Origin of the sequence: Pantoea vagans (genome assembly GCF_004792415.1) — a bacterium.
Lineage (GTDB): Bacteria > Pseudomonadota > Gammaproteobacteria > Enterobacterales > Enterobacteriaceae > Pantoea > Pantoea vagans.
In genome coordinates this window covers 3,555,757-3,570,668 of the sequence record NZ_CP038853.1, presented here as the reverse complement: position 1 = coordinate 3,570,668, position 14,912 = coordinate 3,555,757, and the positions used below count along the sequence as shown (strand labels likewise).

Genomic DNA, 14,912 nt, shown 5'->3' with positions numbered 1-14,912 from the left:
GTTATTACACCGACCCACGCAGATGCGTGGGTTTTTTTTTGCCTGCGCACCGGGCCCTGTCTTTTCGGCTGTATCAACCGCCGTTAAATCATCATCGTTCTTAACGAAACCCTGACAGTTTGCCGGTAGAAACGCGCGTCGCCTTTCACCGATAATGGCCGCCGTGACGCCTGGCGTTTTTTTGCTCGCCACAGCCGGTTTTCACTGCCGCATTCCGCACGTTCCGGGATTTCTTTTTCTGCTTATCTGAAGAGTTCGACGATGACTCACCTTTCTCGCCCCGCGCGTTCCTTTGGGCTTAAATGGCTGCTCCTGTTGCTGGTTGTTGCGATTGTCGCGGGCGTTATCTGGCGTCTGCTCTCTTCGGGGCACGGGCCGGGTGAGGGAATGCCGCCGGGCAGACCGGGTGCGCCTGGCATGATGGGCGGCGGTGCAACGCTGGTTCACAGCGGCGTCGCCAGCACGGCGGATGTGCCGGTGTGGCTGAACGCGCTCGGCACGGTGATCCCCAACGCCAGCGTGACGGTGACCAGCCGCGTTGACGGTCAGCTGGAGCAGGTTTTCTTCACTGAGGGGCAGAAGGTCAGCGCCGGGCAGCTACTGGCGCAGATCGATCCGCGCAGCTATCAGGCGACGCTGAACCAGTATCAGGCTGAACTCAGCGAAAACCAGGCGCTGCTGAAAAGTGCCGAGCTGACGCTGGCGCGTTACCGCAAACTGGCGGCGCAGGATGCGCTGGCGCGTCAGGATCTGGACAGTCAGATTGCCACCGTCGGGCAGTATCGCGGCGCTGTCGCCGCCGATCAGGCGCAGATTGCCAGTGCGAAGCTGAGCATTGAGTATGCCCGGATCACCGCCCCGATCAGCGGGCGCGTCGGTCTGCGTCAGGTCGATCCCGGCAACATGGTACAGAGCTCCAGCAGTACCGGCCTGGTCACCATCACTCAGATGCAGCCCGCCGCCGTCACCTTTAGCGTGCCACAAAGCGACATCCCGGCGCTGGTCAGCGTGCTGCATCAGGGGCAAAGCTTGCCCGCGACGCTGTTCGATCAGGATAATCAGCATCCGCTCGCCAGCGGCGAAGTGAAGTTCATCAGCAACCAGATCGACACCGCCACCGGCACCGTGGCGCTGAAGGCGATGTTTGCCAACCGGGATGAAGCGCTGTTTGCTAACCAGTTTGTGAATATCAGGCTGCAGACCCGGGTGCTGAAAGGCGCGACGGTGATCCCGGCGCAGGCGCTGCAGCTCAGCAGCGATGGCAGCTTCGTCTTTGTGATCAACAAAGATCATACCGTCACGCGCAAAGCGGTCACCACCGGACCGGCGTTCGGCGACGATCAGCAGGCGATCCTCAGCGGCGTTTCGCCGGGCGATCGGCTGGTGACGGAAGGGATCGATCGTCTGACCAGCGGCAGCAAAGTCACGCTGGCGGATGAGACGCCCGCTGCCGGTGCTGTATCGAAATGAATCCGTCTCGCCTGTTTATTCTGCGTCCGGTCGCCACCATTCTGCTGATGGTCGGCGTGCTAATCGCGGGCATCTTTGCCTATAAATTCCTGTCGACCTCGGCGTTGCCGCAGGTCGACTATCCGACCATTCAGGTCACCACGCTTTATCCGGGCGCCAGCCCGGATGTCATGGCGTCGTCGGTCACCTCACCGCTGGAGCGTCAGTTAGGGCAGATGGCGGGGCTGAGCCAGATGAGCTCCACCAGCGCCAGCGGCTCGTCGATCATTACCCTGAAGTTCAGCCTCGATCTGTCGCTGGATGTCGCCGAGCAGGAAGTACAGGCGGCCATTAACGCGGCAAATAACCTGCTGCCTGACGATCTGCCTAATCCGCCGACCTACAAAAAGGTCAATCCGGCGGACAGCGCGGTGGTGACGCTGGCAGCCAGTTCAGACACGCTGCCGCTGACAGAGGTGCAGGATCTGGTGAATACCCGGGTGGCGCTGAAGCTGTCGCAGATTTCCGGCGTCGGCATGGTGACGCTGGCGGGCGGTCATCAGCCCGCAATTCGGGTGCAGATGAACCCGCAGGCGCTGGCGGCGCATCATCTGACGCTGGAGGCGGTGAACACGCTGATCGGCAACAGCAACGTCAATGGCTCCAAAGGCGGCTTTGACGGCAAATATCATTCGGTCACCATCGACGCCAACGATCAGCTGCGCACCGCTGAAGAGTACGGCAACCTGATCCTCACTTACGAGAACGGCGCGGCGCTGCGCCTGAAAGATATCGCCCATATTGAACAGGGTCCGGAGAACAGCTTCCAGTCCGCATGGGCCAATAACCAGCCCGCGATTGTCATCAGCGTGCAGCGTCAGCCCGGCGCAAACGTGATTCAGGTGGTGGACAACATCAAGGCGCAGCTTCCTGCATTGCAGGCGGCGCTGCCGGACGGGGTGAAGATGACCATTCTCTCCGACCGCACCCAGACCATTCGTGCCTCAATCAGCGACGTGCAGTTTGAGTTAATGCTGTCGATTGCGCTGGTGGTAATGGTGACCTTTCTGTTCCTGCGTAATGTGGCCGCCACGCTGATCCCCAGCGTGGCGGTGCCGCTGTCGCTGGTCGGCACCTTTGGCGTGATGTATCTGGCGGGCTTCAGCCTGAATAATCTGTCGCTGATGGCGCTGACCATCGCCACCGGCTTTGTCATCGATGACGCGATCGTGGTGGTCGAGAACATCTCCCGGCGGCTGGAGCAGGGCGAGTCACCGATGGAAGCCGCGCTGAAAGGCTCACAGCAGATTGGCTTCACCATCATTTCGCTGACCTTTTCACTGATTGCGGTGCTGATCCCGCTGCTGTTTATGGGCGATGTGGTCGGGCGGCTGTTCCGGGAGTTCGCGATTACGCTGGCGGTGACGATCCTGGTATCGATGCTGGTGTCGCTGACGCTGACCCCGATGCTGTGCGCGTATCTGCTGCGGCACATTCCGCCAGAGCAGCAGTCAACCTTTGCCCGCAAGGGCGGCGCGCTGTTTGACCGGCTGGTGCGCGGCTATGACCGGCTGCTGACCGTAGTGCTGAATCATCAGAAACTGACGCTGCTGGTGGCGCTGGCGACCTTCGGGCTGACGGCGCTGCTCTATCTGATGGTGCCGAAAGGCTTCTTCCCGACGCAGGATACCGGGCTGATTCAGGGCGTTACCGTCGCCTCACAGGATGTCTCGTTTAACGCGATGGCTACGCGCCAGCAGGCGCTCTCTAAACTTATCCTGAAAAACCCGGCGGTGGAGAGTGTCTCATCGACCATCGGTATCGACGGCACCAACACCAGTCTCAACAGCGGACGGTTGCAGATCAACCTTAAGCCGTTTGGCTCGCGCGATCTCAGTGCCAGCGAGGTCATCAGCCAGCTGAACCAGGCGACCGCCAGCGTGCCGGGTATCCGGCTCTATCTGCAGCCAGCGCAGGATCTCACCGTCAACGATCAGGTGTCGCCGAGTCAGTATCAGTTCACCCTTGACGACGCCGACAGTGAAAATCTGGTCCGCACGTCGCCGAAACTGGTGGCGGCCTTGCAGCAGCGGCCCGAGTTTAATGGGGTGGTGAGTAACCTCCAGGATCAGGGGCGTGTCTCTTACGTGGAGCTGAACCGCGACAAAGCGGCGCGTTTCGGCATTACCGCATCGGACGTGGACACTGCGCTCTATAACGCGTTTGGTCAGCGGCTGGTCTCGACTATTTTTACCCAGTCGAATCAGTATCGGGTGGTGCTGGAAGTGGCGCCTGCTTACCAGCAGGGGCCGGCGTCGTTTGATGATGTTTATCTGCAGCCGTCCACCAGCAGCAGTTCGTCGTCATCCACCAGCACGACGTCATCTGCCTCTTCGTCCACCTCTTCATCCACGTCTTCATCAACGTCTTCATCAACGTCGACGTCGACCTCAGGTTCGGACAGCACTACGGCCAGCAGCGGGATGGTGAAACTCACCGCTATTGCGACGATTCATCAGCGCACCGGTTCGCTGATGCATATGCGACTGAATCAGTTCCCGGCGGTGATGATCTCCTTCAACCTTAATCCAGGCTACTCGCTGGAGGATGGTCAGCAGGCAATTGCGGAGGTGCGCCAGCAGCTGCAGCTGCCGGAGAGCACTACGCTGCGCTATCAGGGGGAAACCTCGGCGTTCCAGAGCGCCACCGGCAACACGCTGTGGCTGATTCTGGCGGCGCTGATCACCATGTATGTGGTGCTCGGTATCCTCTACGAAAGCTTTATCCATCCGGTCACGATTCTCTCTACGCTGCCGTCGGCGGCGGTGGGCGCGCTGCTGACGCTGCTGCTGGCGGGCACGGAGTTCAGCCTGATTGCGCTGATTGGCGTCATCCTGCTGATCGGCATCGTGAAAAAGAACGCCATTATGATGATCGACTTCGCACTGGAGGCGGAACATCAGCAGCACCTCAGCGCGCGTGAGGCGATTCATCAGGCCTGCCTGCTGCGCTTCCGCCCGATCCTGATGACGACGATGGCGGCGCTGCTCGGCGCGCTGCCGCTGATGCTCGCCTCCGGCTCGGGTGCCGAACTGCGTCAGCCGCTGGGGCTGGTGATTGTCGGCGGGCTGATTGTCAGTCAGGTGCTGACGCTCTTCTCCACGCCGGTCATCTACCTCTGGTTTGACGGGCTGGCGCAGCGCGGCAACGCCTGGGTGAAACGCCGTCAGCAGCAGGCGCGGAGCGGGCAATGAATCTGACCCGGCTGTTTATCTTTCGTCCGGTGGCGACGCTGCTGCTGACGCTGGCGATCCTGCTGCTCGGCGCGCTGGGCTACCGGCTGCTGCCGGTGGCACCGCTGCCGCAGGTCGATTTTCCGACCATCATGGTCAGCGCCAGCCTGGCGGGAGCCAGCCCGGAAACCATGGCGGCGACGGTCGCCACCCCGCTGGAACGTTCGCTGGGGCAGATTGCCGGTATCAGTGAGATGACCTCCAGCAGTTCGCAGGGCTCCAGCAGCATCATCCTGCAGTTTGAGCTGGACCGCGATATCAACGGCGCGGCGCGCGACGTGCAGGCGGCGATCAACGCGTCGCGTAGCCTGCTGCCGAGCGCGATGGCCTCGCTGCCAACTTATCGCAAAGCCAACCCGTCGGATGCGCCGATTGTGATGCTGGCGCTGACCTCCGCCACCCGCACACCCGGCGAGCTTTACGATCTGGCGGAGAGCAAGATCGAACAGGCAATGGGGCAGGTGCAGGGCGTGGGCGAAGTGTCACTGATGGGCAGCGCCTTGCCCGCGGTGCGGATTGATCTGCAGCTGCTGAAGCTGACCCATTACGGCATCTCGCTGGAGACGGTGCGTGCCGCCGTTGCCAACAGCACCACCAATCTGCCCAAGGGAATTTTGCAGGGCAGTGACCAGTCGTGGCTGGTGGACAGCAACGGCCAGCTGGAAAAAGCCGCCAGCTATCGCGATCTGATCATCACGTATCAGCAGGGCAAGGCGGTACGGCTGCGCGACGTCGCCACCGTCTATGACTCGGTGGAAGATCGCTATCAGGCGGGATTTCTGAATGCCACGCCTGCGGTGATGATCGGCATCAAACGTCAGGCGGGCGCTAACATGCTCGAAACCATCGATGCGATCAAAGCGCAGCTGCCGCTGCTGGAAAAGAGCCTGCCCGCGGACAGCCAGCTGAAAGTGGTGGTTGACCGCTCGCCCGGCGTGCGCGCCTCGCTGTATGACACCGAAGAGACGCTGCTGATCGCGGTGCTGCTGGTCATTGCGGTGGTGTTTGTTTTCCTGCGCAATCTGCAGGCGGTGATCATTCCGGCGCTGGCGCTGCCGGTGTCGCTGATCGGCACCTGCGCGGTGATGTACCTGCTGGGATACAGTCTGGATAACCTGTCGCTGATGGCGCTGATTATCTCCACCGGCTTCGTGGTGGATGATGCGATTGTGGTGCTGGAGAACATCACCCGTCACATTGAGCGCGGGTTGAGCCCGCTGCGGGCGGCGCTGCGCGGGGCGCAGGAGGTGAGTTTCACCGTGCTGTCAATGACCGTGTCGCTGATTGCGGTGTTCATCCCGATCCTGCTGATGGGCAGCATTGTCGGGCGACTGTTCCGCGAGTTTGCCGTGACGCTCACCGTGTCGCTGCTGATCTCGCTGTTTGTCTCGCTCAGCCTGACGCCGATGCTCTGCGCACGTCTGCTGAAACCAAAGCCGCCCGTCAGCCAGCGGCCGCATCCGCTTTATCAGTTTATTGAAAATCAGCTGAACCGCCTGCTGGCCGCCTACGGGCGCGGGCTGGCCTGGGTGATGCGCCATCAGAAACTGACGCTGCTCAGTCTGCTGCTGACCGTGCTGCTGAATGTTTTTCTCTTTACCGTAGTGCAGAAGGGCTTTTTCCCGAACCAGGACACCGGGCTACTGATGGGCGCGCTGCGCGCCGATCAGAACATTTCATTTCAGGCGATGAAGCCGAAAATGCTGATGTTCACCAAAATCATTCAGGAGGATCCGGCGGTCGAAAGCGTGATGTCGTCGATGGGCAGCGGGATGTTTGGCTCCCGCAACAGCGCCAACTTCTTTGTGCGGCTGAAGGACTTTGACCAGCGTGATGCCACGGCCAGCGAAGTGGCCAACCGGCTGACGCGTAAAACCAGCCACATCGCCGGGGCGCAGATGTTCCTGATGGCGGCGCAGGATCTGCACATTGGCGGACGCAGCGCTAACGCCACGTATCAGTACAGCCTGCAGGCGGACGATCTGGATCTGCTGCGGATCTGGACGCCGAAAGTGCAGGCGGCGCTGGCGGCGATCCCCCAGCTCAACAGCGTGGACTCCGACTCGCAGACCGGCGGGCAGGAGGTGGAGCTGACCATTGACCGCGACCGTGCTACCCGGCTGGGCGTCAACGTGAAAATGCTCGATACGCTGCTGAACAATGCGTTCAGCCAGCGGCAGATCGCCACGCTCTATCACACCCTGAATCAGTATCACGTGGTGATGTCGCTGCAGGACAGCGACACCGCGAATCCTGAGACGCTGCAGCAGCTTTATGTGATTAATGACAGCGGTGACCGCGTGCCGCTCTCCGCCTTTGCCCGCTTCAGCGGCGGCAATGCGCCGCTGTCGGTGGCGCATCAGGGCCAGTCCGCCACCAGTACCGTAGCATTCAACCTCAATGAGGGCATCTCGCTGGAGCAGGCGCAGTTACTCATTAAACAGGCGATGGCGAAGCTGGGCCTGCCATCGACCATTCATGCCGGTTTTGCCGGTACCGCCGCCGCCTTTTCCCAGCTGACCGCCACCATGCCGTGGCTGATTCTGGCGGCGCTGGCAGCGGTTTATATCGTGCTCGGCGTGCTCTACGAGAGCTACATCCATCCGCTGACCATTCTTTCGACGCTGCCGTCTGCGGGCGTCGGCGCGCTGTTACTGCTGCTGCTGACCAACACGCAGCTCACGGTGATCGCGCTGATTGGCATCATCCTGCTGATTGGCATCGTGAAAAAGAACGCCATCATGATGATCGATTTTGCCATCGACGCGGAACGGCGGCAGGGCATGTCGCCGCAGCAGGCGATCACCCAGGCGTGCCTGATGCGCTTCCGGCCGATCATGATGACTACGCTGGCCGCCTTCTTCGGCGCGTTGCCGCTGGCGCTGGGCAGCGGCGGTGATGCCGATCTGCGCAGCCCGCTGGGGATTGCCATCGCGGGCGGACTGGCGCTCAGCCAGCTGCTGACGCTGTTTACCACACCGGTTGTTTATCTGTGGCTCGACCGTCTGGGCCGTGCCACTCAACGTCAATGGCGTCGTCTGCGCCATGCGGAATCCTGATCCATGAAACCTCTTATCCCGTTTATTGTGCTGCTGCTGGCTGGCTGTAGCGTTGGTCCCGATTATCAGCGCCCGGCGGTGGCGATGCCGGTTCACTATAAAGAGGCCCGGGGCTGGCAGCAGGCGACGCCGCTGGATGCGCAAAGCAAAGGCGAATGGTGGTCGGTCTATCACGACGCCACGCTGGGCGGGCTGCTGAGCCAGGTGAGCGTGTCGAATCAGAACGTGGCGACCTATGCCGCGCAGTACCGGCAGGCGCAGGCGCTGGCGGCGGAGTCTCGCGCGGCGCTGTTTCCTTCGCTGGGCTATGACGGCAGCGTGACGCGCAGCGGCAGCCATGCAACCAACAGCAGCGTTCGCACCACCAGCAGCAGCCATCAGGCGGAGCTGAGTGCCAGCTGGGAGCTGGATCTGTGGGGCAAACTGCGGCGCACGCTGGAGGAGGACCGCGCCAGCGCCGCGGCCAGCGCGGCGGAGCTGGCCAACATCACCCTGAGCGCCCAGTCTGAGCTGGCGCAGGACTATTTTCAGCTGCGCATCATGGATCAGAAAATCGCGCGCTATCAGCAGAGCGTTGATGCCTATCAGCGCTACCTGAACGTGATCAACAGCCAGTATCTGGCGGGCACCGCGTCGCGGGCGACTCTGGCTCAGGCGCAGCTGCAACTGGAGAATGCCAGCGCCTCGGCGCAGGATTACCAGTGGCAGCGCGCGCAGATGGAGCACGCCATTGCGCTGCTGATCGGCAAAGCCCCCGCCGACTTTAGCCTGGCCGCCGCGCCGCTGACCGCTACGCTGCCCGCGATTCCGGCGGCCCTGCCGGGCGAGCTGTTGCAGCGCCGTCCCGACATCGCCTACGCCGAACGCAACATGGCAGCCGCCAATGCCGCCGTGGGTGTGGCGGTGGCTGGTTACTATCCCGACCTGACCCTGAGCGCCAGCGGTGGCGTCAGCGCTTCGGTACTGCATTCGCTGTTCTCGCTGCCGAACCGCGTCTGGTCGCTGGGGCCGGAGCTGAGCGGCACGCTGCTTGACGCGGGCGCGACCTCTGCCAAAGTCGATCAGGCGCGGGCGAGCTGGGATGCCAGCGTCGCGACCTATCGTCAGACGGTGCTGTCCGCGATGCAGGAAGTGGAAGATAAGCTGGTGGAGCTGAACACGCTGCAGGGCGAAATCGCCGCCCAGCAGCGCGCCACCGACGCCGCGCAGACGTCAGCACGGGTGACGCGTCTGCAGTATGAGGCTGGCATGATTAACTACCTGGATGTGGCGACTACTGAGAACAGCAGCCTGAGTGCGCAGCAGAGTTTGCTGACGCTGCAGAGCACGCAGTGGGTCAGCAGCGTGGCGCTGATTGCCGCGCTCGGCGGTGGCTGGCAGGCCCCCTGAAGCCGCGCCAGATTGCCGATAATTTGGTTGTCGAACCGCGTCAAATCCTGCATCGTGAGGGCTATTTTTTACGATGCTAAGGAGCTGGCATGGCTTTCACACTTTTACGCCTGATATTCCGACTGTTATGGCGGGTCGAACTGCGTGGCGACGTCGCCGAACTGCATAAGCAGAAGGTCCTGATTACCCCGAACCATATGTCGTTTCTCGACGGCATGCTGCTGGCGCTGTTTTTGCCGATTAAGCCGGTATTCGCCGTCTACTCGACCATCAGCGAAAGCTGGTTTATGCGTCTGATTAAACCCTTTATCGACTTTGTGCCGCTGGATCCGACCCGGCCCATGGCGCTGAAGCAGCTGGTACGGCTGATTGATACGGGCCGTCCGGTGGTCATCTTCCCGGAAGGACGGATAACCGTGACCGGATCGCTGATGAAGATCTACAGCGGGGCCGGCTTTGTCGCCGCGCGTTCAGGCGCGAATGTGGTGCCGATGCGCATCGAAGGCGCTGAATACACGCCGTTCGGTCGTCTGGCGGGCGTGTTCAAACGTCGCCTGTTCCCGCGCATCACCCTGACCATTCTGCCCGCGACCCGCATTCCGATGCCGGAGGCGAAGCGGGCGCGCGACCGGCGCGTGCTGGCCGGGGAGCATCTGCATCACGTGATGATGGAAGCGCGCATGGCGGTGCGTCCGCGTGAAACCCTGTTTGAGGCGTTTCTGGCGGCCCGGACCCGTTATGGCGCGTTCAAGCGCTGTATCGAAGATGTGAATTTCAAACCCGACAGCTACACCGGACTGCTGAAGAAGTCGCTGGGCGTGGGCCGTATTCTGGAGCGCTACAGCCAGCCGCGTGAAGTGGTAGGGCTGCTGCTGCCCAATGCCACCGTCACGGCGGCGGCGATTTTCGGCGCTACGCTGCGCGGGCGTGTTCCGGCCATGCTCAACTACAGCGCGGGCGTTAACGGCATGCGGGCTGCACTGACCGCCGCGCAGATCAAAACCGTCTTCACGTCGCGGCAGTTCCTGGACAAAGGCAACCTGTGGCATCTGCCGGAGGGGCTGGACGATGTGCAGTGGATCTACCTGGAAGATCTGAAAGATACCGTCACCGGCAAGGACAAGCTGTGGATCCTTGCGCATCTGCTGATGCCGCATCGCGCCCAGCTGCCTCAGCAGCCGGAAGACGCCGCGATGGTGCTGTTTACCTCTGGCTCTGAAGGCAATCCCAAAGGCGTGGTGCATTCCCATAAAAGCCTGCTGGCGAACGTCGAGCAGATCCGCACCATCGCCGACTTCACCCCGCGTGACCGCTTTATGTCGGCGCTGCCGCTGTTCCATGCGTTTGGTCTGACCGTCGGGCTGTTTACGCCGCTGATGACCGGCGCACAGGTCTTCCTCTATCCCAGCCCGCTGCACTATCGCATCGTGCCGGAGCTGGTCTATGACCGTAACTGCACCGTGCTGTTTGGCACCTCAACCTTCCTGGGTAACTACGCGCGCTTTGCCGCGCCCTATGATTTTGCCCGTCTGCGCTATGTGGTTGCCGGTGCGGAGAAGCTGCAGGAGAACACTCGTCAGCTCTACATCGAGAAGTATGGCATTCGCATTCTCGAAGGCTACGGCGTAACCGAGTGCGCGCCGGTCGTGGCGATTAACGTGCCGATGGCAGCGAAGACGCACACCGTGGGGCGCATTCTGCCGGGCATGGATTCGCGACTGATGTCGGTGCCGGGCATTGAGCACGGCGGACGGCTGCAACTGCGTGGGCCGAACGTGATGAAGGGCTATCTGCGGGTCGAAAATCCTGGCGTGCTGGAAGCGCCGGTCGCCGACGATGGTGAAGGCAATATGGAAGCAGGCTGGTACGACACCGGCGATATCGTCAGCTTCGATGAAGGCGGCTTCTGCCAGATTCAGGGCCGTGCCAAACGCTTTGCGAAGATTGCCGGTGAGATGGTGTCACTGGAGATCGTCGAGCAGATCGCCCTTAAAGCGTCACCGGACAAACAGCACGCCGCTTCACTGCGCCCGGATGGTCAGCGTGGTGAGGCACTGGTGCTGTTCACCACCGATGCTGAGCTGGCGCGCGACAGGCTGCAGAAAGCGGCCCGTGAGCTGGGTGCACCAGAGCTGGCACTGCCGCGTGATATCCGTGTCATGAAGCAACTGCCGCAGCTGGGCAGCGGTAAACCCGACTACGTCACGCTGAAAAAAATGGCGGAAGAGGAGCAGGCATGAGCCTTGATCGTAATGCGCCGCTGATGTCGCGCGGCATGATTGCCGTGATTATCGCCCAGTTCTTTTCGGCCTTCGGCGATAACGCGCTGCTGTTTGCCACACTGGCGGTGCTGAAAAGTCAGTTCTATCCAGAGTGGAGCCAGCCGGTATTACAGATGCTGTTTGTTGCAGCCTACATTCTGCTGGCACCCTTTGTCGGGCAGGTGGCGGACAGCATGGCGAAAGGGCGGGTGATGATGCTCGCCAACAGCCTGAAGCTGCTGGGCGCGCTGGTGATCTGCTTCGGCTTTAATCCCTTCATCGGCTATACCCTGGTGGGCGCGGGCGCAGCGGCCTACTCGCCGGCCAAATATGGCATCCTCGGTGAGATTACTCATGGCGAGAAGCTGGTGAAAGCCAACGGGCTGATGGAGGCGTCGACCATCGCCGCCATTCTGCTTGGCTCGGTGGCAGGCGGTATGCTGGCTGACTGGCATATTCTGGCGGCACTGGGAATCTGTGCGCTGACCTACGGCATCGCCGTGGTCGCGAACCTGTTTATCTCGAAGCTGCAGGCGGCACGGCCGGGGCAGAGCTGGCAGTTTGGCGTGATGACGCGCAGTTTCTTCAGTGCCGCTGCGCTGCTGTGGCGTGATGCGGAAACGCGCTTCTCGCTGCTCGGCACCAGTCTGTTCTGGGGCGCAGGCGTGACGCTGCGTTTCCTGCTGGTGCTCTGGGTGCCGGTGGCGCTGGGTATCAATGACAACACTACGCCAACCACGCTGAATGCGATGGTGGCGATCGGCATTGTGATTGGCGCGGCGGCGGCGGCGAAGCTGGTCACGCTGGAGACTGTGCGTCGCTGCATGCCAGCCGGTGTGCTGATTGGCGTGATGGTGGTGGTCTTCGCGCTGCAGCATTCCCTGATGAATGCCTATTTAGTGCTGATGCTGATTGGTGCGCTGGGCGGCTTCTTTGTCGTGCCGCTGAATGCGCTGCTGCAGGCACGGGGTAAAGAGAGCGTCGGGTCAGGCAATGCGATTGCGGTGCAGAATCTGGGTGAGAACAGCGCCATGCTGATCATGCTGGGGCTCTATACGCTGGCGATTAAGGCGGGAGCACCTGCGGTGGCGACGGGCGTCGGTTTTGGCGTGCTGTTTGCGCTGGCGATTACGGTGCTGTGGCTATGGCGACCGGCTAAGCGGTAACGAATTCGCCGCCTCTCTCCGGCTTACGCAGGGAGAGGCGGCGTGAGGCTTAGCGACGGACGGCAATCGCTTCGATTTCGATCTTCACATCTTTTGGCAGACGCGCCACTTCAACACAGGAACGCGCCGGGAAGTTAGCCTCATGCTCGGTGAAAAACGCTTCATACGTCGCGTTGACCGTAGCGAAATCATTCAGGTCCTTCACAAACACCGTGGTCTTCACGATGTCACCCACCTTCAGACCCGCGGCTTCAACAATCGCCTTCACATTTTCCAGTGACTGACGCGCCTGTGCGGCAATGTCATCTGCCGCCTGGCCGGTCGCCGGATCGACCGGGATCTGACCTGAGGTGATGATCATGCTGCCCAGATCGACACCCTGAACATAGGGACCGATAGCGGCAGGGGCTTTTTCAGTACTGATTTCACGAGACATCATGGCTCCTTTGATTATGTCGTCAGGCGGCGATGCCGCCGGTGTTGCCCATTATAGGGTCGGGCAGGGCGATTACCAGTGACCCAGCACCACATGACGGGCGAACTCTTTCTCGCAATATTTGCACTTCAGATGCACATCGTCGGCACGCTGCTTCACGGCAAAGCTGGAGAAGACCGGCTCGCTGCGGCTGATGCAGTTGCTGTTGGGGCAGGTCAGCACCCGTTCAACGTGATCCGGCAGCGTCGGGGCGATCTTCGCCACCACTTCGTAGTCGTCGATGCGGTTAACCGTGGCGTGCGGCGCATAGACCGCCAGCTGATTTACCTGATCGTCGGTGAGAAAGGTGTTCTCAATTTTGATCAGATCTTTGCGGCCCATCTCGCCCGACGGCAGATTCAGACCGATGGTAATGCGCTGATCGGTTTCGGTCAGCCGGAACAGGGAGAGCAGTTTAAAGCCGATCTGCGCCGGAATATGGTCGATGACCGTGCCGCGTTTGATCGCTTCGACCTGCAATTTGTTGTCCTGCGTCATGGGGGTTCTCCTTACAGGGCGAGTTCGCTGTTTAAAACCAGTGCCAGCAGAGCCTGGCGAGCATAGATGCCGTTACCCGCCTGCTGGAAATACCAGGCATACGGGGTTTTATCGACATCGGTGGTGATCTCGTCGATGCGTGGCAGCGGGTGCAGCACCTTCATGTTGTCGCGTGCCGTAGTGAGATCGGCGGCGCGCAGAATGAACTGTGCTTTGACGTTGGCATATTCAGATGGATCGAGCCGCTCTTTCTGCACCCGCGTCATATAGAGAATATCGAGCTGCGGCATCACCTCTTCAAAACTGTCGTGCCGTGACCAGGCGATGTTCTTCTCATCCAGCATGTCGGTGATATAGGCCGGCATCGCCAGCGCATCGGGCGCGATGAAAAAGAAACGGTTGCCATCAAATTTCGCCAGCGCCTGCGTCAGGGAGTGCACGGTACGGCCATACTTCAGGTCGCCGACCATCGCCACATTCAGCTGATTAAGACGGCTCTGCGTCTCCTGAATGGTGAAGAGATCGAGCAGCGTCTGGGTCGGATGCTGGTTTGCGCCGTCACCAGCGTTGAGAATCGGGATGCCGCCGGAGAATTCGGTCGCCAGTCGCGCCGCGCCTTCCTGCGGATGACGCATCACGATCGCATCAACGTAGGTGCCGATGACGGAAATGGTGTCGGCCAGGGTTTCGCCTTTTTTGCCCAGCGAAGTATTACTGCCATCTGCAAAGCCCACCGCTGACGCGCCAAGACGATGAATGGCGGTTTCAAACGACAGGCGGGTACGGGTCGAGGCCTCAAAGAAGCAACTGGCGATCACCTTGTGCTTCAGCAGTTCCGGCTGCGGATGGGCTTTCAACTTTGCGGCGGTGTGCAGCGCCAGTTCCAGCTCTTCACGACTGAGGTCGTTGATTGAAATAATGTGCTTGCGATATAGCGGGTTAGGCATAGCTTTCTCCTCTGCGCGGCCGGATTGCGGACAAAAAAAAGCCCCTGCTTAAGGGGCTTTTTTAAGATCGGGTCGATGACCGAAAGAAACAGCAGCGCCGCCTGCGGTCAGGCGTGATTGAACGTTAAATTGTCCGCTGTGCTGTCGCATATTTCCTCCGGCAAATTGGGCCGCATTATACCCGTTCGCGGTGGGGCGGCAAGAGGAAAACATGCACAACGAAACCGTTTGCGGCTGTGCATCTTTAATGATTATTCAGGGTGCGACAGGCTAACATCTGAAGATATTGGCGAAATGGCAAAGTGAAGTTGCCAGCATTGTTGAATTACAGTGGGGCTAAAAACACTGTCGATACTCCGTGGCAGGCAAACACAT

Annotated in this window: 9 protein-coding genes; 6 read left to right on the top strand and 3 right to left on the bottom strand. The window is 60.8% G+C overall.

Going from position 1 to position 14,912, the window contains the following annotated elements; translation table 11 throughout:
- Positions 1–261: 261 nt before the first annotated feature.
- The 6 genes from EGO56_RS16810 (at position 262) to lplT (ending at position 12,617) form a co-directional block, all read left to right on the top strand.
- Entirely contained in the window at positions 262–1,470 is a 1,209-nt protein-coding gene (locus tag EGO56_RS16810) for an efflux RND transporter periplasmic adaptor subunit (protein ID WP_135910299.1), read from the top strand.
- Complete coding sequence (locus EGO56_RS16805) at positions 1,467–4,703, top strand: efflux RND transporter permease subunit (RefSeq protein WP_135910298.1); 3,237 nt, start codon at positions 1,467–1,469, stop codon at positions 4,701–4,703. Before EGO56_RS16810 ends, EGO56_RS16805 begins: the two co-directional genes overlap by 4 nt.
- Positions 4,700–7,801: an efflux RND transporter permease subunit gene (locus EGO56_RS16800; protein ID WP_135910297.1), complete on the top strand. Its 3,102-nt coding sequence runs from the start codon at positions 4,700–4,702 to the stop codon at positions 7,799–7,801. The genes EGO56_RS16805 and EGO56_RS16800 overlap by 4 nt, the downstream gene beginning before the upstream one ends.
- A gap of 3 nt (positions 7,802–7,804) precedes the next feature.
- Complete coding sequence (locus tag EGO56_RS16795) at positions 7,805–9,190, top strand: efflux transporter outer membrane subunit (RefSeq protein ID WP_135910296.1); 1,386 nt, start codon at positions 7,805–7,807, stop codon at positions 9,188–9,190.
- Between the two features lie 89 nt (positions 9,191–9,279).
- Complete coding sequence (gene aas / locus EGO56_RS16790; protein WP_135910295.1) at positions 9,280–11,430, top strand: bifunctional acyl-ACP--phospholipid O-acyltransferase/long-chain-fatty-acid--ACP ligase; 2,151 nt, start codon at positions 9,280–9,282, stop codon at positions 11,428–11,430.
- A complete protein-coding gene (lplT, locus tag EGO56_RS16785; RefSeq protein WP_135910294.1) occupies positions 11,427–12,617 on the top strand; it encodes a lysophospholipid transporter LplT in 1,191 nt (396 codons plus the stop codon). Before aas ends, lplT begins: the two co-directional genes overlap by 4 nt.
- A gap of 49 nt (positions 12,618–12,666) precedes the next feature.
- Here lplT and ridA read toward each other — a convergent pair whose 3' ends face one another.
- The 3 genes from ridA to pyrB form a co-directional block, all read right to left on the bottom strand.
- A complete protein-coding gene (gene ridA, locus EGO56_RS16780; protein ID WP_135910600.1) occupies positions 12,667–13,053 on the bottom strand; it encodes a 2-iminobutanoate/2-iminopropanoate deaminase in 387 nt (128 codons plus the stop codon).
- Between the two features lie 72 nt (positions 13,054–13,125).
- Positions 13,126–13,590 (bottom strand): aspartate carbamoyltransferase regulatory subunit, encoded by a 465-nt coding sequence (gene pyrI / locus EGO56_RS16775; protein ID WP_010251684.1) that lies wholly within the window; start codon positions 13,588–13,590, stop codon positions 13,126–13,128.
- Positions 13,591–13,601: 11 nt separating this feature from the next.
- Positions 13,602–14,537, bottom strand: a complete 936-nt coding sequence (gene pyrB / locus EGO56_RS16770; protein ID WP_135910293.1) for an aspartate carbamoyltransferase — start codon at positions 14,535–14,537, stop codon at positions 13,602–13,604.
- Positions 14,538–14,912 lie beyond the last annotated feature (375 nt).

Coding starts and splice junctions, on each gene's coding strand:
- EGO56_RS16800 (WP_135910297.1), top strand. CDS start 4,700: ATGAATCTGACCCGGCTGTTTATCTTTCGTCCGGTGGCGACGCTGCTG.
- EGO56_RS16810 (WP_135910299.1), top strand. CDS start 262: ATGACTCACCTTTCTCGCCCCGCGCGTTCCTTTGGGCTTAAATGGCTG.
- aas (WP_135910295.1), top strand. CDS start 9,280: ATGGCTTTCACACTTTTACGCCTGATATTCCGACTGTTATGGCGGGTC.
- lplT (WP_135910294.1), top strand. CDS start 11,427: ATGAGCCTTGATCGTAATGCGCCGCTGATGTCGCGCGGCATGATTGCC.
- EGO56_RS16805 (WP_135910298.1), top strand. CDS start 1,467: ATGAATCCGTCTCGCCTGTTTATTCTGCGTCCGGTCGCCACCATTCTG.
- EGO56_RS16795 (WP_135910296.1), top strand. CDS start 7,805: ATGAAACCTCTTATCCCGTTTATTGTGCTGCTGCTGGCTGGCTGTAGC.
- pyrI (WP_010251684.1), bottom strand. CDS start 13,590: ATGACGCAGGACAACAAATTGCAGGTCGAAGCGATCAAACGCGGCACG.
- ridA (WP_135910600.1), bottom strand. CDS start 13,053: ATGTCTCGTGAAATCAGTACTGAAAAAGCCCCTGCCGCTATCGGTCCC.
- pyrB (WP_135910293.1), bottom strand. CDS start 14,537: ATGCCTAACCCGCTATATCGCAAGCACATTATTTCAATCAACGACCTC.